This is a genomic window from Solwaraspora sp. WMMA2059 (genome assembly GCF_027497315.1).
Lineage (GTDB): Bacteria > Actinomycetota > Actinomycetes > Mycobacteriales > Micromonosporaceae > Micromonospora_E.
Genome location: NZ_CP114908.1, coordinates 4918196 through 4943015 on the forward strand (window position 1 = coordinate 4918196; position 24820 = coordinate 4943015).

Annotated in this window: 21 protein-coding genes, 1 pseudogene and 1 riboswitch; of the genes and pseudogenes, 13 read left to right on the forward strand and 9 right to left on the reverse strand. The window is 67.9% G+C overall.

What is annotated here, in order from left to right; translation table 11 throughout:
* The first annotated feature begins 3 nt into the window (after positions 1-3).
* On the forward strand, positions 4-363 hold the full coding sequence (locus O7553_RS22440) for a hypothetical protein (RefSeq protein ID WP_281551649.1): 360 nt from the start codon (positions 4-6) through the stop codon (positions 361-363).
* Between the two features lie 76 nt (positions 364-439).
* On the opposite strand, the pseudogene O7553_RS22445 reads toward O7553_RS22440, so the two are convergent.
* A pseudogene (locus O7553_RS22445) lies at positions 440-553 on the reverse strand (IS5/IS1182 family transposase); the annotation flags it as partial.
* Positions 554-822: 269 nt separating this feature from the next.
* Between O7553_RS22445 and O7553_RS22450 the strand changes: the two are divergent.
* Positions 823-1176, forward strand: coding sequence for a DUF6086 family protein (locus O7553_RS22450; RefSeq protein WP_281551650.1), 354 nt, complete (start codon positions 823-825; stop codon positions 1174-1176).
* Positions 1177-1557: 381 nt separating this feature from the next.
* Here the strand turns inward: O7553_RS22450 and O7553_RS22455 are convergent, their stop codons facing one another.
* Positions 1558-1746 (reverse strand): DUF397 domain-containing protein, encoded by a 189-nt coding sequence (locus O7553_RS22455; protein ID WP_281551651.1) that lies wholly within the window; start codon positions 1744-1746, stop codon positions 1558-1560.
* A 125-nt stretch (positions 1747-1871) separates the two neighbouring features.
* Between O7553_RS22455 and O7553_RS22460 the strand changes: the two genes are divergently transcribed.
* The 3 genes from O7553_RS22460 to O7553_RS22470 all read left to right on the forward strand — a co-directional run bounded on the left by O7553_RS22460 (position 1872) and on the right by O7553_RS22470 (position 3047).
* Entirely contained in the window at positions 1872-2042 is a 171-nt protein-coding gene (locus O7553_RS22460) for a hypothetical protein (RefSeq protein WP_281551652.1), read from the forward strand.
* Between the two features lie 544 nt (positions 2043-2586).
* On the forward strand, positions 2587-2730 hold the full coding sequence (locus O7553_RS22465; protein ID WP_281551653.1) for a hypothetical protein: 144 nt from the start codon (positions 2587-2589) through the stop codon (positions 2728-2730).
* Positions 2727-3047: a helix-turn-helix domain-containing protein gene (locus O7553_RS22470; protein WP_281551654.1), complete on the forward strand. Its 321-nt coding sequence runs from the start codon at positions 2727-2729 to the stop codon at positions 3045-3047. The genes O7553_RS22465 and O7553_RS22470 overlap by 4 nt, the downstream gene beginning before the upstream one ends.
* Here O7553_RS22470 and O7553_RS22475 read toward each other — a convergent pair.
* A complete protein-coding gene (locus tag O7553_RS22475; protein ID WP_281551655.1) occupies positions 3014-3715 on the reverse strand; it encodes a hypothetical protein in 702 nt (233 codons plus the stop codon). The two genes, O7553_RS22470 and O7553_RS22475, sit on opposite strands and share 34 nt — an antisense overlap.
* A 1019-nt stretch (positions 3716-4734) precedes the next feature.
* Between O7553_RS22475 and O7553_RS22480 the strand changes: the two genes are divergently transcribed.
* From O7553_RS22480 to O7553_RS22505, 6 genes are all read left to right on the forward strand, one after another.
* Positions 4735-6069, forward strand: coding sequence for a glycine betaine/L-proline ABC transporter ATP-binding protein (locus tag O7553_RS22480; protein WP_281551656.1), 1335 nt, complete (start codon positions 4735-4737; stop codon positions 6067-6069).
* Positions 6066-6953: a proline/glycine betaine ABC transporter permease gene (locus O7553_RS22485; protein WP_281551657.1), complete on the forward strand. Its 888-nt coding sequence runs from the start codon at positions 6066-6068 to the stop codon at positions 6951-6953. The genes O7553_RS22480 and O7553_RS22485 overlap by 4 nt, the downstream gene beginning before the upstream one ends.
* A 156-nt stretch (positions 6954-7109) precedes the next feature.
* Positions 7110-8021, forward strand: coding sequence for a glycine betaine ABC transporter substrate-binding protein (locus O7553_RS22490; protein WP_281551658.1), 912 nt, complete (start codon positions 7110-7112; stop codon positions 8019-8021).
* A gap of 249 nt (positions 8022-8270) precedes the next feature.
* On the forward strand, positions 8271-9836 hold the full coding sequence (locus O7553_RS22495) for an aldehyde dehydrogenase family protein (protein ID WP_281551659.1): 1566 nt from the start codon (positions 8271-8273) through the stop codon (positions 9834-9836).
* Positions 9836-11230 (forward strand): aminotransferase class III-fold pyridoxal phosphate-dependent enzyme, encoded by a 1395-nt coding sequence (locus O7553_RS22500; RefSeq protein ID WP_281551660.1) that lies wholly within the window; start codon positions 9836-9838, stop codon positions 11228-11230. The genes O7553_RS22495 and O7553_RS22500 overlap by 1 nt, the downstream gene beginning before the upstream one ends.
* Positions 11227-12543, forward strand: a complete 1317-nt coding sequence (locus O7553_RS22505) for an aminotransferase class III-fold pyridoxal phosphate-dependent enzyme (RefSeq protein WP_281551661.1) — start codon at positions 11227-11229, stop codon at positions 12541-12543. Before O7553_RS22500 ends, O7553_RS22505 begins: the two co-directional genes overlap by 4 nt.
* Before the next feature lie 49 nt (positions 12544-12592).
* On the opposite strand, the gene O7553_RS22510 is transcribed toward O7553_RS22505, so the two are convergent.
* The 4 genes from O7553_RS22510 to O7553_RS22525 all read right to left on the reverse strand — a co-directional run bounded on the left by O7553_RS22510 (position 12593) and on the right by O7553_RS22525 (position 18939).
* Complete coding sequence (locus O7553_RS22510; protein WP_281551662.1) at positions 12593-13669, reverse strand: ribonucleotide-diphosphate reductase subunit beta; 1077 nt, start codon at positions 13667-13669, stop codon at positions 12593-12595.
* Positions 13666-16017: a ribonucleoside-diphosphate reductase subunit alpha gene (locus tag O7553_RS22515; RefSeq protein WP_281551663.1), complete on the reverse strand. Its 2352-nt coding sequence runs from the start codon at positions 16015-16017 to the stop codon at positions 13666-13668. Before O7553_RS22515 ends, O7553_RS22510 begins: the two co-directional genes overlap by 4 nt.
* A 141-nt stretch (positions 16018-16158) precedes the next feature.
* A riboswitch (cobalamin riboswitch) is annotated at positions 16159-16369 on the reverse strand.
* 154 nt (positions 16370-16523) lie between these two features.
* Complete coding sequence (locus tag O7553_RS22520; protein WP_348651181.1) at positions 16524-17540, reverse strand: DUF1702 family protein; 1017 nt, start codon at positions 17538-17540, stop codon at positions 16524-16526.
* A gap of 58 nt (positions 17541-17598) precedes the next feature.
* On the reverse strand, positions 17599-18939 hold the full coding sequence (locus O7553_RS22525; RefSeq protein WP_281551665.1) for an AarF/UbiB family protein: 1341 nt from the start codon (positions 18937-18939) through the stop codon (positions 17599-17601).
* Positions 18940-19401: 462 nt separating this feature from the next.
* Here O7553_RS22525 and O7553_RS22530 point away from each other — a divergent pair, with 462 nt between their 5' ends.
* Positions 19402-20610, forward strand: coding sequence for a HEAT repeat domain-containing protein (locus tag O7553_RS22530; protein WP_281551666.1), 1209 nt, complete (start codon positions 19402-19404; stop codon positions 20608-20610).
* A 603-nt stretch (positions 20611-21213) separates the two neighbouring features.
* Positions 21214-22155, forward strand: coding sequence for an AraC family transcriptional regulator (locus tag O7553_RS22535; RefSeq protein ID WP_281551667.1), 942 nt, complete (start codon positions 21214-21216; stop codon positions 22153-22155).
* A gap of 103 nt (positions 22156-22258) precedes the next feature.
* Here O7553_RS22535 and O7553_RS22540 read toward each other — a convergent pair whose 3' ends face one another.
* Both O7553_RS22540 and O7553_RS22545 read right to left on the reverse strand, forming a co-directional pair.
* Positions 22259-23191 (reverse strand): hypothetical protein, encoded by a 933-nt coding sequence (locus O7553_RS22540; RefSeq protein WP_281551668.1) that lies wholly within the window; start codon positions 23189-23191, stop codon positions 22259-22261.
* A 100-nt stretch (positions 23192-23291) separates the two neighbouring features.
* Positions 23292-24779: a phosphoesterase gene (locus tag O7553_RS22545; protein ID WP_281551669.1), complete on the reverse strand. Its 1488-nt coding sequence runs from the start codon at positions 24777-24779 to the stop codon at positions 23292-23294.
* Positions 24780-24820: the final 41 nt, after the last annotated feature.

The window sequence follows — 24820 nt, forward strand, 5'->3', positions numbered from 1 at the left end:
TCCATGGATGAGGAGCGCGTAGTCGATGAAGTGTTGGCTGATGCCCTTCGTGAGATGGCAGGATTGTCCGGAATGCAGGTCGAGGTCGCCCCCCTGATCGGGCAGCGGATTCGATTCGCGATAGTCCGCGCATCTCATGTTGTTAACACTTACCGCACCAGGGGTGAAATCGCTGTCGAGCAAGGTAAGAAACTGTATGGGTTCGAGGGATTTTTGGATACCTTGCAGGGGGCGGTCGGGTGGGTGGCAATTGGGTCCTTGAGGAACGATTCAATAACTCATGTACTGCTCATGGATCATGAAAAGTGGGTTCTGATAGCCTGGGTGGCAATCGCGAACGAGCATCCGTCCGCTCGTGGGTGACGACGGGATAAACCCGGGTCTCGGAGCCACTGACCTCAATGATTCTGTCCGAGCGAGCTTCTGATCGCGGACTGTGTCAGTTGGTCCGGTCGTGTTCGATGTGGAGGACGACGAGGCCGGCCGCGACGATTTGACTGATGCGCCAGGGGTTGAGGCTGACGTTGCGGGGCGCTTTGAAGGTGGTCTTCAGAGGGCAGTTCGGAAGATTACGTCCTTTTCTGGGCGAGAGTGAATACTCCGGGTTTGTCTTCGGTGAGGACCTGGCGGTTGGCCATGCGTTTGAGCTTCGCTCGGGTGCCTTCGACCTGTTTCGGTGAGGGCTCGACGCCGAGCGCGAGGCATAGGATTTAGATTTACGAGGCCTGGCGTTGACCCCAGATTTCGATCCGCCCTGCAGGAGCGCTTCGCTCGATTGCGCCAAGAGCATCCGGGGCTAGATTTGCGGTTGGAGATCGCCGAGTGAGCTACTACTTTACAATCTCAGGTGACGATGTCTGGGATCCTGCTCTGCAGACTGGGCTGCTCTATGTTGCCTTGACGGAAAAGGTGGCATCGATGCTAGGTGTCGACAGTGGACTAAAGCCTGCCGAGAACGACACTTGCGAGGTCGACTCGATAGCGTTTTCTCGATTCATCGGCTCCCTCTCGGAGTTTTACTGGGCCAGCCGGCACCCCGTTCGCAAGGAACTGATTGAAGGTCTCCTTTTGACCTCTCTGGTCATCGCGGAGCGCGGATCCATCGCGATTCCTGAAACCTTGAAGGAGAATTCAGTTCTACGGGAGAAGATCGGTGAAATATCTAAGTCGATGTAAGACAAATGGACTACACCCGGTAGTGACCTCAAGCCTACAGATTCCTGGGGTGTCTGGTAATTGTTGAGTGCGGCACCAAGCATCGTGAGTGATGGCTCGGTTGCCAGGGGTGAAGCGTAGGCGGTTGATCATGGTTGCGGTGCGTCAGGTAAGGCCGGGATGAGCGACCTGCCTGCCGGTCGCCGACGCAACATCGGCCGACTGCTGGGCGATGATCCACTCGTGTGCAGGCGACATCGGTGCGGAGACGAGCAGGGTCAGGTAGATCCGTCGGCGCATGCTGCCTGCCGACTCGGCAACCATCATCGGCCGTGACTGACGCAGTTGGTGCGCTCGCGGCGGCCCGTGTGGAGAGTCGCCACGAGCAGGGGGAGCCAGGGGTTACGGGCGGGTGCCGTCGGACTTGAGGGTGGTGGTGAAGGTGGTCCAGGCGGCGGGGTCGAAGGTCAGCGTCCCGGCGGCGGGGGCTTTGGAGTCGCGTACGTCGATCTGGGTGCCCCGGTCGCGGACCTCGACGCACTGGCCGTTGCTGCCGGACCGGCTCGACGTGCGCCAGGTGTTACGTTCCATGCTCGCTCCCTCGTCTGATGGCTGCTGGCCTACTCACGTGCGATGAGGTCTTTGGCGTCGTTGCAGAATCGGCGGACGGAGGGGGTGCGTCGGTAGGGGCCGAGTGCGCCGACGAGGTTGCGGACGTGCTTGATGCACCTGGCGGAGGTGACCTGCCCGGTGAGGGTCTGGACGGCCTGGTCACCGAGGGCGAGTGCCTTGTCCAGCTCGGGTTGGTCCTGCCGGACGTAGGTGGTGGCGAGCAGGGCGTTGCGCAGCGCGCCTTCGCGGCTGTACTCGTCGTCCTGGAGTCGTAGCGCGGCTCGGAGGTGTTCGCGGGCGCGGATCCAGTCTTCGAATTTGACGTAGCAGTAGCCGGCCTGGGCGTGGGCCTGGGCTTCGTTGATCCAGTACGCCCAGTCGGGGTCGCCGTGTTCCGGACGTTCGTCGGTGAGCCGGTCGAAGGCGCTGTCGAGCGCACGGCGGGTGTCGGTGACGGCGTGGTTGTTGGCGTACGCCTCGGCGGCGCGCAGGTCCAGGATCGTGCCGACTGCTCAGGCTGCCAGCCGCCTCGGTCAACAAGCGCGTGATCCCGTCCCCGCTGACTGCCACCGCATCGACCCTTCATCCGTAGTGGTCGCTCTCACGCACGGTAGCGGACCTGGTGTCCGGCAGGCTGCCCTGACACTGATCCGCACCGATACGCACCACGCGCACCCCCTCCTGTCACCACCCGACTGGGGTCAACTGGGCACATCGGATTTTGGCGGTGACCCGAATCCGATTCCGGTGAAACGGGCCAGCGGGTCGGAGCGTTGCCGCGCTCCGACCCGCCGGCCTCGCCAGAGGGTAAGAGTGCTCGTGATCGCCAAACTGCTACCGATTGTCTTCGCCGGCCTGATGCCCGGCTTCCTCCTAGGCCTGTTCGCGATCCGCATCAAGTCCCGGTGGTGCCCCCGCTGCGGCGCGACCACCGAGGAGATCCACCGGAGCATGCACCGATGACCGCGCCCGGCCGCCACCGCATCGCCGACCAGCCCATCGGCCGGCGGATCGCCCAACTCCGCGCCCGACGCGGACTCACCCAACAGGTCTTCGCGAACCGGATCGGCAAACCCCACTCGTGGGTTGACAAGGTCGAACGCGGCATCCGCTGCGGGTGTACCACCCCTCTACCTCCGCCGCAGGCACCGCCGTACAGGTTCTTTCGGACACGGCTTATCCGGGCGTCAAGGGACTCGGCTGACCGTCGCCGCGTCGTCGATGTCCACTGCAGTTCCGCCGGTGGTCAGCCGTGCTGGACGAAGGCGATCTTTTCGTAGACGTGGACGGCCCGTACGGGTAGGGCGGGCCGTCCGTGCCACCCCGCCCAGTGCCGTCGGTTCACATCGTCGCAGAGGCTCTGGACGAGTCCGACGGATGTGCCTTGGTCTCCGGGCGGGCCGCCGCCGTACTCGTCGAGGTAGGCCGTCGACATGTCCTCGATGATGTAGAAGCCCGACGGTCGCACGTGGTCGACGAAGAGTGCGTCGAACGATGCCCGGATGTGCGCGTTGACGTGGCTACCGTCGTCGATGACGACGTCGAATGGCCCGTACCGGCGCCCGAGCTCCCGCAGGTAGGTCTGGTCGGACTGGTCGCCGCGGTGAACGTGGATTCGCGGCTCGTCGATCTGCTTCTCGGCGATGTCGAGGCCGTGGATCTGGCCACGCTGGAAGTAGTCCCGCCAGGTGCGCAGCGACGAACCTCCCCAGGTGGTTGAGTCGTAGCCGCCGATGCCGATTTCGAGCAGGTTGATCGGGCGGTCGCGGAGGTCGCCGAGATGCCGCTCGTACAGCGCGGCGTAGCCGTGTCCGCGACCCTTGTCGGTGTCGTAGACCCTGGCCAGCAGGGTCAGGTTGCGGCGCACGACAGGTGCCACGAGCCGTTGGACGCGGATGATCCGCTGGTCACCGATGGCGTGCCGGATTCTCGCCCGAGTACTGAGCATAGACAGGACTATAGGCGGTTTTGCCCAATTATGCGGGGCAGTCAGGCAAGAGACCGGATCGACCGCAGTGATCCACTCAGTGGTCGGGTCGACAGTTCCACCCGCAAGGGCTCCCGTCGGGCGCCACGAATGTCGTTGCCCGACCGACACTGAACATGCAACTTTCTCGACCGTCAGGTCAGGGTGCCCATCTCCAGAACCGCCTTCGGGCTGCGAAGTCCGGGTGAGCCAGCACGGCTTGTTAGTGGGAAGTAGTCGGAGGCAGCGGCCCAGCGGGGGAGGTGGCTCATCGGGCGAGGTGCCAGGGCGGCAGAGGCAGGGAGCAGAGCCACAGAGGTGAAGGGCAGGACGGCAGGGCGGTGCAGAGAGGTTAGCGCGCTCATCGCCACGCAAACCCTTGCCCGCTCATTTGCACCAACCATTCACGACGATCGAGCGGCACTTCGGGCACCGCACTCCCCCACACCCTGCCAGCACATTTTACGAAACTCGATTACTGATTCACCGTCGAGAGATCACGTTCAACCCGAACCGTCGCCCCGGCCGCCCTTTTCCGCAGATCAGCAGTGGCCCACCCAGTTGCCGATGAATTGTTATCCAGGTAGCTACGGCGACCTGCGGCACAGACCTCCGCCGGGCGCCCTTGGGCGTCGCCGCCGCAGGTCAGGGCCCTACCCCCGGGATAACCGGAGGTTCCTCGTCATACCTCGCATCTCGGGCCGGCGAGCGCGGTGTGCGCTTTGCCGCACCGCCAGCACACATACCTGATTCGGTGGCGATACCGTCGACAATGGAACAGCTGGAATGGCAGCACCGCCCCCAGACACCCCGTGCGAGATGCCCGAAACATCCCGTACGGGGATGTTTTTCGTTCGTGGCAGACCGTCGGGTATGGTCGGGTGCAAACCCCCACCACAGACCTGGTTTGACTTGCCCACCGACCGTCCGACGACTCGATTTCGGTCGATGAACACCTGCCGTGTGCGTCGATTGGGACCAGCGTCACGACATTCGTTGGAATGGAGATCGTGTCCGCAATCGTCGTGAAATCGTTGTACAAAATTTTCGGCAAACGTGCTGACAAGGCGCTCGAGCGCCTCAAGACCAGCCAACCCGATGCTCCGGCGAACCTGGGCGGCGCCACCGCAGCCGTCGTCGACGCCAACTTCGAGGTCCGGCCCGGCGAGATCTTCGTCGTGATGGGGCTCTCCGGGTCCGGGAAGTCCACCCTGATCCGGATGCTGAACGGCCTGCTCACCCCGACCGGCGGCTCGGTCGAGGTCGACGGCGTCGACCTGACCAAGCTCAAGCCGGCCGCGCTGCGCAAGCTGCGCCGCGAGAAGATCAGCATGGTCTTCCAGCACTTCGCGCTGCTGCCGCACCGCTCGGTGCTGGAGAACGCCGGCTACGCGCTGGAGGCGGCCGGGCTGCCCCGCGCCGAACGGCGGGAGCGGGCGATGGAGGCACTGCGCCTGGTCGGTCTGGACCGCTGGGCGGACAAACTGCCCCAGGAGCTGTCCGGCGGGATGCGCCAGCGGGTCGGCCTGGCCCGGGCGTTGGCGGCCGGCACCGACATCATGCTGATGGACGAGGCGTTCTCCGCCCTCGACCCGCTGATCCGCCGCGAGGTGCAGGACCAGTTGCTGGACCTGCAGGCTCAGCTCGGCAAGACGATCGTCTTCATCACCCACGACCTCAATGAGGCGATGCGCCTCGGTGACCGGATCGCCGTGATGCGCTCCGGCCGGATCGTCCAGCTCGGCACCGCCGAGGAGATCCTCACCGACCCGTCGAACGACTACGTCGCACAGTTCGTGGCGGACGTCGACCGTACCCGCATCCTCACCGCCTCATCGGTGATGGAGCGACCGCTCGGCGTCGTCGACGTCAACTCCGGTCCCCGGGTCGCCGCCCGGATCCTCCGGGAGACCCAGACCTCCGCGATCTATGTCACAGGCAAGAACAAGCAGTTCCTCGGTACGGTCTCCGACGACGTCATCGACCAGGCGGTCCGCGACGGCCGGCGGAACCTGCAGGACGTGGTGACCACCGACCACGTCCGGGTCGCCGGGGAAGACACCCCGGTCGCCGAGTTGTTCACCCCCTGTGCGGAAAGTTCGCACCCGCTCGCCGTGACCGACGCCACTGGCCGGCTCGCCGGCGTGATCCCCCGGATCACCCTGCTCACCGCGCTCGGCAGCATCGGCAGCGACGCCGGCAACGGGACCAGCGACGGGACCAGCGACGACGCCGAGCCGACCAGTTCCAGCGAGGTGGGCACCATCACCGCGACAGTCCCCGATCAGGCAACCCCGGCTGATGCAGTGCTGAGCCCGGAGGGAGACCGTTCATGAACGCCGCTGACGGCATTGACAGCATCCTCCCGTACGTCCGGATCGGCGCGGCGTTCGAGTTCGTCGTCGACTGGACGACCGAGTACCTGGGTGCGCTCTTCGACGGGATCTCGACGTTCGTCGAGTCGCTGGTGGATCCCCTGGTCGACGTGCTGCTCGCACCGCCGGCGATCGTCGTGGTGCTGATCTTCGCGGCGCTCGGCTGGTGGCTGCGCGGGTGGAAGTTCGGCATCGGCACCGCCGTCGGGCTCGGCATCGTCGCCGGCATGCCCTACTGGGAAGAGACCATGAGTACGCTGGCGTTGGTGCTGGTGGCGAGTGCTCTGTCGCTGGCGATAGCGGTCCCGCTCGGGATCCTGATCGCGGAGAACCAGCGGGCCGCGGCGGTGACCCGTCCGGTGCTCGACCTGATGCAGACGTTGCCGGCGTTCGTCTACCTGATCCCGGCGATCTTCTACTTCGGCATTGGCGCCGTCCCCGGGGTGATCGCTACGGTGGTGTTCAGTATGCCGCCGGGGGTCCGGCTGACCCAGTTGGGCCTGCGACAGATCGACCGCGAGGTGATCGAGGCCGGCGAGGCGTTCGGCGCGTCGCCCTGGGCGGTCCTGCTCCGTACCAAGCTGCCGCTCGCCCTGCCGACCATCATGCAGGGGGTCAACCAGGTGATCATGCTGGCGTTGTCGATGGTCGTCATCGCCGGGATGGTCGGGGCCGGCGGCCTCGGCGAAGTGATCAACACCGCACTCGCCCGGCTCCAGGTCGGCCAGGGCTTCGAAGGCGGCATGGCCGTGGTGATCCTGGCGGTGGTGCTCGACCGGCTGACCGACTCGATCGGGGCCCGTACCCGGTCGGCGAAGGCCCAGCGGGCGCTGCAGGAAGCCTGACCCGCAAGTCCGACCGGACCGGCCCGACCCGAGACCGAACCAGAGCTAAACCGTATCCGAACCGAGATCCCGCAGGGAGGGTCACCGGTGCCGGCGCCCTGCCTCGCTGCCGCGAGTACGCCGGTGTAGGGCAACACGATGGAAGGACGACAACGAATGTTCCGCAACAACCCGCTACGCCGCGCCACGGTGGCGGCCACCGCCGCACTGGCCCTGGGGCTCGCCGCCTGCGGCAGCGACGCCGACAGCGACACCGGCAGCGACAACGGTTCCGACGCCGTCGACAAGAGCATCACCATCGGCTACATGGCCTGGGACGAGGCGATTGCCGCTTCCTACCTGTGGCAGAACATCCTTGAGGCCGAGGGGTACGAGGTCGAGCTGACCAACGTTGAAGCCGGCGTGGTCTACTCCGGTCTGGCCTCCGGTGACATCGACCTGTTCCTGGACGGCTGGTTGCCGCAGACGCACGCCTCCTACATGGAGGAGTACAGCGACGACCTGGAGACGATCGGGGTCTGGTACGACAACGCCAGCCTGAGCATCGCCGTCCCCGCCTATGTGGACGGGGTCGACTCGCTGGCAGACCTGGCCGACAACGCCGAACTGTTCAACAACGAGATCATCGGCATCGAGCCGGGTGCCGGTCTGACCGCCGCCACCCAGGACAACGTCATGCCGACCTACGGGCTGGACGACTACGAGCTGCGGACCTCGTCCACCCCGGCGATGCTCGCCGCGCTGCAGAGCGCGATCGGCGACGAGGAGCCGATCGTGGTGACCCTGTGGCACCCGCACTGGGCCTACTCGAACTACGAGCTGAAGGACCTGGCCGACCCGGAGGGCACCCTGGGTACCGCCGAGGAGATCACCACGCTGGCCCGGACCGGGTTCAGCGCGGACTTCCCCGAGGTGACCGCGATGCTGGAGAAGTTCCAGATGGACGACCAGCAGCTCGGTTCGCTGGAGGACCTGATGTTCAACGTGCACGAGGGTGACGAGCCGGCCGCCGTCGAGGCGTGGCTGTCGGAGAACCCGGACTACCTCTCCACCCTGGGTGTCTCCTGACCCGCAGCGACTGACCGAAACACCACGGACCGGGGTGTCCGGGCTGGCCTGACGGCCGGTCCGGGCACCCCGGTCCCGTCTGTCGTGAGCCCTGCAGCAGCCTCCGGCGGCCCGGCAGCGGCCCTGCTCGGCGGAGAAGTTCTTGCTTCTGATACGCATTGCGCAGTAGATTTTCCTGCATGACGCGATGATGTCTGGAATTTTTGCCACCCTTCACCGGGGTGCCGTCCTGCCGAAAGGAGTTCTTCCGTGGCCGCACGCTTCCGGGTCACCTACGCGACCCTGTCCGCTGACAACGAGGACCTGCACACGGCGTACGAGGACGGCGCGGACCGGGCTCGGGCCTGGCTGGGTCAGCGCCTGACTCCGGTGGTCGACGGCACCGTCCGGCCCGGGGTCGACCCGGCCGAGCTGGTCAGCCCCGGCGACGTGACGCTCAAGCTGGCCACCGTCACCGCCGCCACCGACCAGGACGTCGACGCGGCCGTCACGGCCGCTCACGCCGCAGCGCCCGGCTGGGCCGCGACACCGTGGCCGGACCGGGTCGCGGTGCTGCGCCGGGCGGCTGACCTGATCAGCGACCGCTCCAACGAGTACGCCGCGCTGATGAGCATGGAGGTCGGCAAGAACCGGCTGGAGGCGCTCGGCGACGTCGAGGAGTCGGCGGACCTGATCCGCTACTACTGCGACATGTATGACAAGCACCACGGTTTCGACCAGCCGATGGCGACCATCGCCGCGAACGAGTCCACCCGCAGCGTGCTCAAGCCGTACGGGGTCTGGGCCGTGATCAGCCCGTTCAACTTCCCGATGGCGTTGACCGCCGGGCCGGCCGGCGCGGCACTGGTCGCCGGCAACACCCTCGTCCTCAAGCCCAGCCTGCAGGGCACCTTCTCGGCCTGGAAGTTCTTCGAGTGCCTGGTCGACGCCGGGCTGCCGACCGGGGTCGCGCACTTCCTCCCCGGCGGCGACGACCCGGGCCGGACGCTGGTGGCGCACCCCGGCGTCGGCGGCCTCACCTTCACCGGATCGTACAAGACCGGCATGTCGATCATCCGGGCGTTCACCGGCGCCTACCCGAGGCCCGTCGTCTGCGAGATGGGCGGCAAGAACGCCGCGATCGTCTCGGCCCGGGCCGACCTGGACCGGGCGGTCTCCGGCGTCGCCCGCTCCGCGTTCGGCTTCTCCGGCCAGAAATGTTCGGCCTGCTCCCGGGTGTACGTGGCGCGCGAACTCCACGACGAGTTCGTCACCCGGCTCGCCGAACGGGCCGAGTCGCTGGTCGTCGGCGACCCGCTGGCCCGCGACACGTACCTCGGTCCGGTCATCGACGCCGCCGCCGTACGCCGCTACGGCGAGGCCGTCGCGCACGCCGCGACCATCGGCCGGGTGGTCACCGGCGGCCAGGTGCTCGCCGGGGTCGACGGCCGCCCCGACGGCTACTACCTGGCGCCGGCCGTCGTCGCCGACGTACCGCCCGACGACGACCTGTTCCAGCGCGAGCTGTTCGTGCCGTTCGTGGCGGTCAGCCCGGTCGACTCGGTCGACGAGGGCCTGGACCGGGCCAACAGCGTGCCGCTGGGCCTGACCGCCGGGTTCTTCTCCACCGACCAGGGCGAGATCGACCACTTCCTCGACCGGATCGAAGCCGGCGTCGTCTACGTCAACCGGCCGGCCGGCGCCACCACCGGTGCCTGGCCCGGGGTGCAGCCGTTCGGCGGCTGGAAGGGCTCCGGCAGCACCGGCAAGGCCGGTGGCGGACCGTACTACCTCCAGCAGTTCCTCCGCGAGCAGTCGCAGACGGTGGTGGCCTGATGACGACGATCCCCGACTGGTTCGACCCGGACCGCCCGCAACCGCACCTGGTCACCGAACTGCCCGGACCGCAGGCCCGCGAAGTGCTGGCCCGCGACCAAGCGGTGACCAGCCCGTCGCTGCCCCGCGCCTACGCGATCGCGCCCCGGCGCGGCCACGGTACCGTCGTCGAGGACGTCGACGGCAACCTGTTCCTCGACTTCAACGCCGGGATCGCGGTCACCTCCACCGGCCACTGCCACCCGAGCGTCGTCGAAGCGGTGCAGCAGCAGGCCGCGACCCTGCTGCACTACTCGGCCAGCGACTTCTACCTGCCGCTGTACGGCCAGATGTGCCAGGCGCTGGCCGAGACCGCACCGATGGACGGGCCGGTACGGGTCTTCCTGACCAACTCCGGGGCCGAGGCCGTCGAGGGCGCGCTGAAGCTGTCCCGGTACGCCACCGGCCGGCAGTACGTGATCAGCTTCTACGGATCGTTCCACGGCCGCACCTACGGGGCGATGACGCTGACCGGGTCGAAGTCCAAGTACCACAAGGGATTCGGCCCGCTGCTGCCCGGCGTGCTGCACGCGCCCTACGCACCAGCCTCGCTGGACTTCATCGAGGAGGTGCTGTTCGAGCACCAGGTGGATCCGAGCGAGGTCGCGGCGATCTTCGTCGAACCGATCCAGGGTGAGGGTGGCTTCATCGTGCCGCCGGCCGGCTGGCTCGCCCGGCTGCGGCGGATCTGCGACCGGCACGGGATCCTGCTCGTCGCCGACGAAGTGCAGTGCGGCATGGGCCGCACCGGCCGGATGTGGGCGATCGAGCACACCGGCGTACAGCCGGACATCCTGATCAGCGCGAAAGGCATCGCCTCCGGCCTGCCACTGGGCGCGTTCCTGGCCCGGTCCGAGCTGATGGAGGCCTGGGGTCCGGGCGCGCACGGCTCCACCTACGGCGGCAGCCCGGTGCCGTGCGCCGCCGGCCTCGCCACCCTGCGGGTCATCCAGGAGGAGGGCCTGCTCGACAACGCCACCGAGCAGGGTGAGTTCCTGCTCGCCGGGCTGCGCGAACTGCAGCAGGCGTACCCGCAGCTACTCGTCGACGTGCGCGGGGTCGGCTTGATGATCGGCGTCGAGTTCCCCACCGGCGAGATCGCCGGCCAGGTACAGCAGGCGGCGTTCAGTCGCGGCCTGCTGGTGCTGGAGGCCGGCGTCAACGCGGTACGGATGTCGCCGCCCCTGGTGATCACCCGGGCCCAGGCGCAGACCGGTCTGCGGCTGTTCGGCGCCGCCGTCGCCGAGGTTGCCGCCGACATGCAGGCCGCCGGCAACGGAAAGGTCGCCGGCAACGGAAAGGCCCCAGCCGGCGGGGAGATCGCAGCCGGCGGGGCCGTCGCCGTACCGGGATGAGCCACGTCTTCGGCCGGGTGTCCGACGACGCGCCACGGATCGCCTCGGCGTTCGGCGCGCAGCTGTGGGACACCACCGGCAAGCGCTACCTCGACGCGGCCGCCGGGGCGATCGTCGTCGGCATCGGCCACGGCGTCACCGAGGTGGTCCGGGCGCAGGCCGAGCAGGCCGGCGCGGTCGCGTACGCGCACGGCTCGATGTTCCGCGCCGACGTGCTGGAGGAGTACGCCGCCGAGCTCGCGGCCGTACTGCCGATGGACGATCCGTTGGTCTTCCCGGTCTCCGGCGGCAGCGAGGCGGTAGAGACCGCGCTGAAGATGGCCCGCGCCTACCACCTGGCCCGGGGCGAGGACCGGCACCTCGTCGTCGGCCGGGTCGGCTCCTACCACGGCAACTCCCGGGGCGCGTTGGACGTCTCCGGCCGGGCCGGGCTGCGTGCGCCGTACCTGCCGTGGCTGGGGCAGGCGGTGCACACCTCGACCCCGTACGAGTACCGCTGCCCGTTCCCGGACACCCATCCGGTCGGCTGCGGGGCGCGGCACGCGGCGGCGCTGGCGCAGCTGTGCCGGGCCCGGCCGGTCGCGGCGTTCATCGCCGAGCCGATCGCCGGGGCCGGGCTGGGTGCCTGCGTCCCGCCGGACGACTACTTGCCGGCCGTCGCCGAGGTCTGCCGCCGGTACGGAGTGCTGCTCATCGCCGACGAGGTGATGACCGGCTTTGGCCGCACCGGCACCTGGTTCGGCGTCGACCACTGGGGCGTACGCCCGGACATCCTGGTCGCGGCGAAGGGGGCCAGTTCGGGCTACTGGCCGCTGGGCTTGGCCGTCGCCGCCGGCCCGGTGCACGACACGATCGCGCGCACCGGTTTCACCCACGGGTTCACCTACTCGCACCACCTGGTCGGGGCGGCCACCGGCCGGGCGGTGCTGCGGGTGCTGCGGGAGCGTGACCTCGTCACGGCCGGCCGGCGGGCCGGCGAGTCGCTGCGCCGGGCCCTGCGCCGGGAACTGGCCGACTCGCCGTACGTCGGGGACGTCCGCGGTCGCGGCCTGCTGGTCGGCGTCGAACTGGTCGCCGACCGGCAGACCGCGCGGCCGTACGCCCGTACCGCCCGGGTCGCCGAACGGGTCGTCGCCGCCGCCCGGCACGCCGGTCTGCTGCTCTACAGCGGTACCGGCTGCGCCGACGGCGTCAACGGTGACGTGATCCTGCTCGGCCCGCCGCTGGTCGTCTCCGCCGACGAGGTCGAGGAGATCGCGGTCGGCACGGCGGCGGCGATCCGCACCGTGACGGAGCGGGCCGAGGCGGGGTAGCCGACCTTCGCGGAACAGCCGGCCCCGCCGGCCCGGGCCGGTACGCGGGTCAGAAGTCGTCGTCGAAGGTCACCGAGCCGGTCACCCCGACCTGGTACGCCGACACCCGCCGCTCGAAGAAGTTGGACAGCTCCTGCACGTCCTGCAGCTCCATGAAGGCGAACGGGTTCTTCGACCCGTACATCGGCTCGATGCCGAGCACCGCGAGCCGCCGGTCGGCGACGTGCTGCAGATACTCCCGCATGTCGGCCAATGACATCCCGGACACGCCCTGGTCGAGCAGGTCCGCGGCGAACTGCACCTCGCACTCCACCGCCTCGGCCAGCATCTGCCTGACCTGCTCCTCCATCTCGGCGTCGAACAGCTCCGGCTCCTCGGCGCGGACCGTGTCCACCACGTCGAAGGCGAACGCCATGTGCATCGACTCGTCGCGGAACACCCAGTTGGTGCCCGAGGCGAGGCCGTGCAGCAGCCCCCGGGACCGCAGGAAGTACACGTACGCGAATGCGCCGTAGAAGAACAGCCCTTCGATGCAGGCGGCGAAGCAGATCAGGTTCAGCAGGAAGGCCCGCCGGTCGGCGCGGGTACGCAGCTCCCGCAACTCGAAGATCGAGTCGATCCACCTGAAGCAGAACTCGGCCTTGCGGGCGATCGACGGGATGTTCTCCACCGCCGCGAACGCCGCGAACCGCTCCCGCTCGTCCGGCACGTAGGTGTCCAGCAGGTTCAGGTAGAACTGGACGTGCACCGCCTCCTCGAACAGTTGCCGGGACAGGTAGAGCCGTCCTTCCGGGGAGTTGACGTGCTGGTAGAGGTTGAGCACCAGGTTGTTCGCGACAATGGTGTCGCCGGTGGCGAAGAACGCGACGAGCCGAGACACCAGGTGCTGCTCGGCCGGCGACAGTCTGGCCAGGTCCGGCAGGTCGGAGTGCAGGTCGACCTCCTCCACCGTCCAGGTGTTCTTGATCGCGTCCCGGAACCGGTCGAAGAACTGCGGGTACCGCATCGGCCGCAGGGTCAGGTCCATACCGGGGTCGAGCAGCAGCTGCCGCCGACCCGCTCCGGTCGTGGCGTCGCTGGCGGCGGCGGTCGCGGTTGCGCTGCTGGTTCCGGAGACGGTGGTCACTGGCAGGCCTCACAGGTTTCGGGGTTTTCCAGGGAGCAGGCCAGCGCTTCGTCGTCGCTGGTCGCGACGACCGGCCTGACGGTCGGCGAGGCGGTCGGCCCGGCGGTCGGCGCAATGCCGACGGTGGCCTGCTGGATCCGGGTCGCCGGGCGCGACCGCAGGTAGTAGGTGGTTTTCAGCCCGGACTTCCAGGCATACAGGTACATCGAGGACAGCTTGCCGATGGTCGGTGCGCTGAGGAACAGGTTCAGCGACTGCGACTGGTCGACGTACGGGGCGCGGGCGGCGGCCAGGTCGATCAGCGCCCGCTGCGGCAGCTCCCATGCGGTACGGAACAGCTCCCGCACGTCGGCGGGCAGGTCCGCGATGCCCTGCACCGACCCCTCGGCCCGCTTGATCTGCTCCCGGACCGGTGCCGTCCACAGCCCGCGCGCCTTCAACTCGCCGACCAGGTAGGTGTTGATCTGCAGGAACTCCCCGGACATGGTTTCGCGCTTGAACAGGTTGGACACCTGCGGCTCGATGCACTCGTAGCAGCCGGCGATCGAGGCGATCGTCGCGGTCGGCGCGATCGCGACCAGCAGCGAGTTCCGCAGGCCGTGTGCGGCGATCGTCGACCGGAGTCGGGCCCACCGTTCGGGCTGGCCGACCTCGGCACCCCACAGGTCCGGGTGCAGCTCGCCCCGGGCGGCCCGGGTCTCGGCGTACGCCGGATGCGGGCCGAACCGTTCGGCGAGCCCGGCGGAGGTCTCCAGCGCGGTCAGGAAGATCTCCTCCTGGACGCGGGTGGACAGCTCCCGGGCCGGCGCCGAGTCGAACGGCAGCCGCAGCGTGAAGAACGCGTCCTGCAGGCCCATCAACCCCAGCCCGACCGGCCGCCAGCGCGGGTTCGACGCCGCCGCCTGCGCCGCCGGGTAGTAGTTGATGTCGATCACCCGGTCGAGAAACACCACGGCGGTACGGACCGTGGCGCGCAGCTTGTCCCAGTCGACGCCGTCGGCGGTGACGTGCGCGCCGAGGTTGATCGACCCGAGGTTGCACACGGCGGTCTCGGTGTCGCTGTTGACCTCGAGGATCTCGGTGCACAGATTGGACAGGTGGATCGTGTTGCCCGGCTCGCCGGTCTGGTTGGACAGCCGGTTCGCGGCGTCCTTGAACGTCATCCACCCGTTGCCGGTCTGCGCCAGGGTGCGCATCATCCGCCCGTACAGGTCGCGGGCCTTGACCGTCCGGACCGCTTTCTTCTCCGCCGCGCGGTACGCCTCGTCGAACGCCTCGCCGTACAGGTCGGGTAGCTCGGGTGCGTCGGACGGGTCGATCAGCGACCAGTCGGCGTCCGCCTCGACCCGCCGCATGAACTCGTCCGGGATCCAGTTGGCCAGGTTGAGGTTGTGGGTGCGCCGGGCGTCCTCGCCGGTGTTGTCCCGCAGCTCCAGGAACTCCTCGACGTCCGGGTGCCACGGCTCCAGGTAGACGCAGGCGGCGCCCTTGCGGCGGCCGCCCTGGTTGACCGCCGCGACCCCGGCGTCGAGGGTCTTGAGGAACGGCACGATGCCGTTCGACCTGCCGTTGGTGCCCCGGATCAGCGCGCCCCGGCCACGGATCCGCGACCAGGAGATGCCGATCCCGCCGGAGAACTTCGACAGCTTCGCCACCTGGTGGTAACGCTCGTAGATCGAGTCGAGCTCGTCGCGCGGCGAGTCGACCAGGAAGCACGACGACATCTGGGTGTGCCGGGTGCCCGAGTTGAACAACGTCGGTGAGCTGGGCAGATAGGCCAGGCTGGAGATCAGCCGGTAGAAGTCGACCGCCTCGGCCGGCGTCTGGGACAGCCCGCACGCCACCCGCAGCAGCCAGTACTGGGGCGTCTCCACCACCAGCCGGGTCTGCGGATGCCGCAGCAGGTAGCGGTCGGCCACCGTACGCAGCCCGAAGTACTCGAAGCGCAGGTCGCCGTCGACGTCGACGGCGTCGTCGAGTTTGCGGGCGTTGCGGGCGACGAAGGCCGCGGTGTCGTCGCCGATCAGCCCGAGGCCGTGGGCGTAGCGGATGGACTGGCTGAAGCTGGCCACCTGCTGGCCGCGGACCTCCTTGTCCACGTAGGCGGCGAGCAGCCGGGCCGCCAGCTTCGAGTACTGCGGCTCCTCGCCGATCAGCTCTGCCGCCGTCTGAATGGACAGCTTGTCCAGCTCGGCGGTTGTCGCCCCGTCGTACAGTCCGCTGATCGTCCGGGTCGCCACCCGCAGCGGGTCGACCTCGTCCAGGTCGGCGACCCAGTGTTCGACCGCCTTGACGATCTTGTTGACGTCCACCGGTTCGGTGTCGCCGTTGCGCTTGCGTACCTGCATCGGTTCCCCTTGTCGTGCCTGTCCACCGGTCGACGGACACGCGGGGAGGACGCCACCGGTCACTCACCTGACGGTCTGCTCCGCCGGGTGTCGACCGGTCGTCGGCGTCGGCCGTCCCGCGCGGCCTTCGACCACCGCACGCGACGCGTGCGGCACGCTGGCAGGTCTTCGGACTCGTGGGCGTCGTGCTCGTGCCTATTGGCCGTCGCTTCCCGGACCCGCCACGGGCCCAGTGCTCGGTGACGGCGGTCGTTCCCACTCACCGCTGCGGGGCAGTCCCGGACTCACACCGGGTTCCCTCTTGCCTCGACCACCGCCGAGGGGCGGCCGAACCAGCTGCGGGGTACACCATATATGGGAGCAAGCTAGAAGACGCAACACCAGATACTGTGTTCGGCGTGTCGCGGCGTCGGGTCGCACCGGGTACGCGGAGGAGGAACCGTCGGGTGAGAAGCGTGCTATGGGGCCTGTCCGGGGCGGTGCTCGGCACCCTCCTCGTCGGGGTACTAGCGACGGCTGCGGGAGGTGAACCGGTCAGCGATCCGCTGTCGCCAGACCTCGTAACTCGGCAGCGCACCGTCCGGTGACAGATCGGTCTCCGATCGTTCAGCGATGTCGGCCGCCTGTTCGACGCTGGTGCCGCACAGCACGGCCACCGCCGTCCGCGTGTGCGCGTTGACCAGCCCTGCCCGGTCGCGAGCCAGCGCGGCGAAAGCCGCGCCCTGAGCCAGGAAGGAGCGATGCTCGCCGCTGAGTTGCCACAGCCGACGCAGCGCCGGCTCACTCACCCCGCCGGTGTAGGTCGCCGCGTAACCGACGCCGCTGACCAGATCGTCGTGACGGTCGGCCGGGAACCGCCTGACGGTCGCGATCACCCGGTCGACGTCGGCACCCTCCACGAACCACATCGCCCGGCCGGTGCCTTGGTCAAGCGCGCGATCCAGGTAGTGCCGGAAGTCTCCGTGCGGCCATCCCGCCACGTCGGCCCGGTACTGCTGGCGAACATGCCTGATCGGGTCGAGGGTCGCCCGGTGAAAGCCGAGGCCATCGACTGCCAGCCAGTGCAGCACCGGGTCGGCGGGCAGCACCGACCGCCACCGGAACCGGGGCAGCCGGCCTATCGCCCGCCCGACCCCGAAGTAGATCAGGAAGCGATGTGCCGCGCCGCGTCCAGTCAGCAGTCGGCCCACCCGACGGGTCCGGGTCGGGGCCACCGCGTCGAGCATCGCGTACGCCGCCGCGGCCCCCTCGTACGCGAAGCTTCTGAAGTCCCGCGCGGTGCGGTCCAACCGGGCCTCCAGCTCGCCGACGCTGGTCGAGTCCAGGGCCGCGTCGAAGCCGGCCTGTACCGTGCGGTCCACCATCTCGAAGACGCTTCGGGTAGTGGTGTCAGCCAGGCCAGTTCCACGACGGACGGCCACCGTCCCGTCCGGGGTGAGGGTCAGCAGTCGGCGGCGCAGTGATCGCCATGAGCACGGCATGTTACGACTCCAGGATGTTCGATCTGGTAGCGATGTACCCATCGTCTGGAACCGGGTGCCGCCGATCTTCTCCGACTTTGCGAACGCCGCGGTTCGCTGGCTATCGGGTCGGCGACGGCCGCCAGCCCGGCAGCGAGACGGTGTCAGCCAGCGCCCGCAGCACGTAGGGCATGGCCACCCGCTGAAAATCGACGTCCGGCGCGTGCTGGCGCACCCGACCTTCCAAAACGAGAAGCGCCAAGATCGGATAGACGAACTGGACATCTGCGTAGAGGCCGCGCGTGCGTTGGGCGGCGAACATCCGGTATGCGAAATCCGCAAGGTTGAATTCACCTGCGGGCCGGCCAGCCGCCGCGACCACCAGCGCCGCGATGTCGCAGCGGAACCCGACGAGGTCTGCCGGGGGCTCGACCCGGTCGGCCGTGGCCAGGAGAATTTCGGCGCACCGGTCACCCGCGCCGGACGCCATCGCCTGGAAGAACTCCGCGAAGGCCCGCCGGGCGATCGGGGTGAGCTCGTGAACGAAGCCGGCGTCGAGCACGGTCACCCGGTGCGCTGCCAGATGTAGGTTGCCGGGGTGCAGGTCACAGTGCACGAATCCGTCAACGAAGACCATCTGGAAGGCTGCCCGCATGGCTGTCACCAGGGCCGTCTGCGGAGGCGCGGCGGGGAGGCTGAGGCGGATGTCCGACAGGTATTCGGTCACCAGCACCGTCCGGTCCGACAGTTCGCGGTACACGCTGGGCACCCGTACCCCATCGAGATGCGCCAGGTTTCGGCGGAGCCGGCGCAACGCATCAGCCTCGGCGCACAGGTCGAGCTGCCGACGTATCGCGGCACCGAGCTGGTCGACGAGTTCCACCAGTGGTGCGCGCCGAAACCTGGGCAGCGTGCTGACGCCGCGGGCGGCCACGCGTAACAGCGCGAGATCCGTGTCGATCACGGCATCGATCCCGGGCCTGATCACCTTCACCGCGACCTGTTCTCCGGTTCGGAGCCGGCCCCGGTAGACCACCGCGACGCTACCTGCGGCTACTCGCCGCAGACCACCGACACCGCCATCGAGTGCGGCACCGACGCTCCCGGTGATCGGCGGCCGGATCGACGGCGGTGTGACCTTGTCGAACAGCCGACCAAGCCGCGCGGCCACCGCGGGTGGGACGACGTCGACCCGGGTGGCGAGGATCTGACCGAATTTGATGTACGTCGGACCGAGTCGCTCGGCCGCGTCGGCGAGCAGGTCACCGGCCAACCGCTGCCAGGCGTACCGGTCGGCTAGACGTCCCCGCAAACCGGCCCCGCTGAGTGCGACCGCAGCCCGAAGGACGATGCGCGTCAGGTGACCGCAGATCGTGAGCACCCGGACCGCCGGATGATGGCGGATCGGCCGACGCGGTCGACGGTGCGCGCCCTGGCTGATGAAGGCAAGCGAGAACGGCATTGTTCCTCCTCCTGGTCGTGACGACCGTTCTCGAGGTCGTCGCGGATCAGGCTAGGGTTGCGTCGCCGATCTCCCATACGGCCACGACAGAGATGGGCAAACTCTCGGCTGATCCACCGCCAGACAGCTATCCCGGCGCCTCGAACCGCCGCTGTTTCTGCGTTCTTGCTAGCTCACCGTCCAGTACTGGACGGCCAGCACGGCGATGGCGAAATCTGGTGTCAGCGCGCAACCGGTGCACCGGTCGGCGAAGCAGCGACCGGCGAGACCTCCCCGCATCGGAGTGCCTCGACTCCACCGGCGCGCACAAGTCACGTCAACCACTTAGTCGGAACCGCTCACGCAGCTCGACGCGGTTCTCGAGGGCGGTAAGCGAACGATCAGTTTCTGCTTCCGAAACGCGCCGCCATCTGAATAGGTCCGGCACCACGACAGCCACACCAGAGAAAGGGTGATGTGAGAATGACGCTTCAATCGGTCAGCGCCACCACCGGCGGCGCTGGAAGCGCTCCGGAGTGGGAGCACTACCTCGAGGGCGATCCCGCGCTACTCAACAGCGAGTTCGGCGACATGCTGGAGCGCGGCGCGGTCCGGCTCGACGCTCGCACTGACGAGCAGGTCGAGTACGAGGCCCTGCACCACCGGGACCCGATGATCCGGGAGCAGTCGCTGTACCAGGCGATGGACCGGCGGCTCAGCGGTGCCGTCGACCTGCTCGCCGAGGCGGTCGCCAACGACTCCGACCGGCAGGTCCGGTGGAACGCGCTCTGGGCCCTGGAGAAGATCGGCGGCACCGATGCGCTGCGCGTGCTGGACCGGCACGCCAACGACGACGACCCGGATGTCGGCGAGTGGGCCCGGCTGTTCGGTTCGGAACTGCGCACCGGCCTGCCGTCGTTCGACAACCGGTCGTTCACCTACGACTCGAGTCGGACGTTCGACGAAACCATCCTGCTGAACATCCACTGCGACGTCTACGTCGCGTTGGACGAAAGCGGCCGCAACTGGGGCAAGATCACTCTCTCGCCGCAGGGCCTGGCACGCAGCTACGGGCAGGCGCACGCATGCCCGAACGTCGACACCCGGAACCAGAAGCTGATCATCAGCAAGACCCTCGACGGCCTGCATGAGGACGGTTCGCCGCACACCGAGAACTTCGTGTTCCGCGGCCTGACCAACCACGCCAACGCCGGTCGTGGCAGCTTCTACTTCGAATCGCGAGGGCTGCGTCCGGTCTTCCTCTCCGGACGGGCCGACGACGACTCGCTGGGTCACCGCAACGAGATGGTCGCGGCCAAGCGCTCCGGTGAATGGACGCTGGACCCGAACATGCTGATCAAGGGCGAGCCGGCGATCCGCTACGTCCGCGGGCGAGTGCACACCTGGGGCTACCTCAACTTCGACACGATGCGGGGCAGCTCGCTGGAGGATGTCCTGTTCCCCGGCAACAGCATCCTGGGAACGTTGGACACCCCGAGCGGGCCGCTGGCCAATGCCTTCATCGTCGGAACCTTCAAGGGCAAGCTGGTCGACTGGAACGGCGACGGCGCCATCGACGCGAACTCGCTCGACATCTACTCGACCCGTGACGGTGACGTGGACTCCGACCAGGACGGTGTCGCCGACATCGAAGGCGTGCAGTTCTGCCCGCGTACCAACTGGATGAACTGACCAGGATTTCCCCACGACCGGGGCGGGCGACGTCGCCCGCCCCGGTTCCTGTCGTCGGGCACCACGCGGTTGCACCCAAGCCGATACCCGAATAAACCACCTCGGGGGAACTATCAGCATGTTGGTCCTTATCGCCAGTATTGACACGGACTGCCACCGGTCGAAAGCGGGCCCACTCCTCGGGAGTTACCCGACTTTCAACCGACAGGAGCGGCGTGACCTGCGAATATCAACTGTCGACGGGAACTCGATGAAGCTTGCGCGCAGGCACCCGGCCCAGCCGAACATCCCCACCCCGCGGGTTCACGACCACCACGGGAGTCGATGCCTCGACACCTTCTGATTCGCTTGCACAGCAGTAGCCATTAGCAAGATTCCATCTATTACGAGGGCTAGGCGCGGTGTTGACTGACATCCAACTCAGCCCACCCGGTCAGGCGACGACCGATCCGTATGGCTTGCTCCGGCCAGGCAAGCCTCGAGACCCTCGCCCCGACCTCAACCATGAGGCGACCGGTGGCCAGGTCCGGACGCAGAGCAGGCGATGAAACGAGCAACCACGCCATCGCCCAGGCCCTGCCCGGAAAAAGAGGAGGCACATTCATGACAATCGCCACGGTCTCGTCGGTAAAACAGGGAGCAAATTGCATGGGCTGCACTCAAATCGCCGCATGCACCGCCGTGACAGCTTGCCTCGGCAGCCCAACCGACAGCGCCCGGATCGATTCGGTCGCACGCGCCGTCGCGTACATGACCGAGAACCTCTCCGAGCCGCAGCGCCTATCCGACATCGCCCAGGCCGCGCTACTGAGCCCATTTCATTTCCACCGCGTTTTTCGTTACCTGACGTCCACTACTCCGGCCCGTTTCCTGGCCGCACTCAGAATGGCCGAGGCTCGGCGGCTGCTGTTGACAACGGACCTGAGCGTAACCGAGATCTGCATCGAGGTGGGATATTCCAGCCTTGGCACCTTCATCGGTCAATTCAGCAAACTCACTGGTATGTCGCCGCGCCGCTTCCGGGTGGCCCTCGCCTCGTTCGGCAGAGTCCGGCTCATCGATCTCGTCACCCACCTCGACAACGGGCTCACCGCCCCTGGCCCGGTCGGCACGGTGACCGGCGGCCCGGCAGAGGGCGGTTGCGCGGTGCTGGCCATGTTCCGATCCGACGCCGAAACTGACGCTGACACACCCGTCGGATACAGCGTGCTGCGGACGAACCGCCTCACCCGGATCGCGCCGATGCCCGACGGCACCTATCAGGCGGTGGCGCTGGGCTTCCACCCTGGCGCGCGGCTGACCGACGTGCTAGCCCGGCCGGCGGTACCCGCAGACTTCATCGGGCTGTCCGGGAGTCCGATTGTGATTAGAGACGGCGGCTCGGTTCGGGCCTTTCAGATCGCCCTGAGACGGCCGCGGCCGATCGATCCGCCCGTGGAGTTGACCCCCGCGCTGCTCCGGCTCGTCCTGGACCGGGCGGCACCGGGCAGCGTAGACGCCGGCGGGTGCTCGACCGGCTGTGCGAGCGCCGGCACCCCGGCCTGAGCCGCGTACGACGATCCGAGGACACGGGGCAGGGCCGGCTCGGTGCGAGCCTGCCCTGCCCCGATGACGCTGGCAGCTACCATCCCCGATGGTCGGTCGAGACCTAGGGGCGGACCACCGGCACCCGTCGTCGCAGGCCCAAGCCGGCCAACAACGCCCCCCGCATCACACACACGATGGTCAGCGCCAGGAACAGCCCGTACGACACGTGTGACAGAACGAGCAAGCCGTAGACCATCGCGGTCGTCACTCCGAACAGGACCTGGTTGACGGGCCGGTGCGGTGTCGTGCCCGGATCGGTGATCATGTAGTTGGTGAACAGAATGAACGCCAGGCCGGACATCGGCATCAAGGCCGCCGGCAACGCGTGATCGGCGAGGAGCCATCGCGCCACGGCCTGCCCGGCGAACCCGGCGAGCCAACCGACGATCAGCGGCATCCGACCGGTCAACTTTGCGTTGATCACCGTGCCCGCCATTAGCACAGCCGCCGGCACCAGCCAGTCGAGCGCCCCTCCGATGTCCGCGGTGAACTGGTACGGCGGCGCGATACTCACCCAGGAGAACAGCAGCAGGGTCAGTGTGATGCCGGCGTTCGACGGGTTCAGCACGTGCCGGTGCCGTCCGTCGATTCGAATCCGGATCAGGTAGCGGCTGGACACCGCCGCGGTGATCGCGAACAGGTACGGCCATGGCGACGAGTTCGCGTACAGCAACATCGCGCAGGCGAGCGCGCTGATGTGGGTGGGCAGCAGATGGTCGACCAGACGACGCCAGCCTCCCGCGAATCCCGGACGCCGACGCTGCGCCCACGAGGTCGACCACTCGAACGCGAGGTCCAACAGGTACGCGTAGCCGACCACGACGAGCGGAACGATCGGTGCCTGTTCGAATCCCAGGAACCAGTGCCCCGCCACGGTGAGGACCGTGATGGAGACCGCGAACCGGCGCAGCGCCGGAGTGCGTCGGTCGGCGACGGTCGACGTCACGGCCGGAGTCGGTGCGGGCTCGACTCCGACAGGTGGATAGGTCGGCATGGCGCTTCTCCTCGGAGGTCGATCAGATGTCTCGCGGACAGGGGGGTGTCCCGCCGGTGGCTGTGGTCAGCCCGCCGGCGGGACACCCGCGGCAATCCGGTCAGATGGTCACGGACTGCCCGTTGAATCGAGTCAGGGTCAGCGAATAGTTCTCCTCGAACCACCCCCGCTGACTACGCAACATGTCGATGGCGACCTGTTCGCCGAGTTCGAGCGAGGCGGCGTAGTCGCTGCGGTAGTGCACACCGGCAATGTTGCGACCGATCGCGATATTCGCCGCGAGCTTGTCGAGCTCCCCGCCGACGGTCATCCGTGCGGCATCCGAGCCCAGGTAGGGAATCAGGGTGGTGCCGTCCGGGCTCACCTCGACCGGATTCGGAATCACCGCGGTCTCGTCGAACCACGCCTTCAGCAGCGTCGCGCCGGCACCGGCCACCGCCGCGTGTCCGGCACCGTACGACGGATGGGTGGGCGAACCCTCCGGATATGCCTGCGGTAGCAGGTAGCTTCCGTTGCGAGCGAAGCTGCGCCGGGCCGCCTCCGATTCGAGCACCTCATGGTGGAGGAAGTCGTATCGGCGACGCCCGGAGAGGTGCTTGTGTACCAACCCGGCAGACGCTTCGGGACGCAGCCGCCGGTGGACCCACCACTTCTGGAACCATACGGTCCGCAACGCGCGGGCGGTCGATCCGGTCACCAGGTCGTACAGATGCGGCCAACCGAAGGTCCCGAACCCGAGCTGGTTGATCGACCACTGGTACGGCAGGTTGGCGTCCAGCGGCATGTCCAGGTCCTGCAGGATCAGCGCCGCGTGAAGGTATGGCTGAAATGGGCTCTGGGTGGCGTCGAAGTGCACGTAGTGGGCCAGGTCGCGGGGGGTTGCGAGATACCGCGTGCGGTTGCGATCCCGGTCCTGCGGCCCGAGGCCTCGGCTGAATCCGCGTTGGATCTTCAACCAGGTGTTCCAGGTTGTCATGTAGTCCTGGCCGGGACGCACCGTGTCCTGACGCTGCTGCGTACGGAACGTGCCGAACTGCAGATCACGCAGCAGGAACTGAGACAGGTACGGCCCGGCCAGGTCGCCCGGGGTGTCGCCACGGAAGACGGTGGCCGCGGTGACCGATCCGTCCGAGCGGGGAGCCCGGTAGTCGCTGAGCGCGCCGAGCTCAGCCGCAGCCTCAGCCACCGTCGGGTCCGAGCCGAACTCGGCGAAAGGCACGTCGCGACAAAGCGCCATCCAGTACAGTTCCACCATTTCCGCAGAATGCTCGGCACCGTCCAACCGGGGTGCCGGTCGGAGCCTGAACCGATCGCTGGGCGTGCCGGAGGCGTGCCGGGCCAGCCCGGCGAGGGGGTTTGTCAGCCGTACGCCGTCCACGGTGCCCATCGGGACGCGCTCGAAGCTCTCCGGCGACCGACTGGCTAGCGCCCGCAGCAGTTGGCGGTACGCGTTCGGGTCGACCTCGCCATCGTCGTCGTGCGGCAGGCCCTTATGGAAGCACGCCACATAGTTCGGGTAGGTGTTTTCCTCACCGTTGTTGTTGTGTTCGACCGTCGGGGCCTGCTGCCCGACGACGTTCTGGTCCATGGTGAATGTCCTCCTGGACGGACAGCCGGCGATGGCCGGGG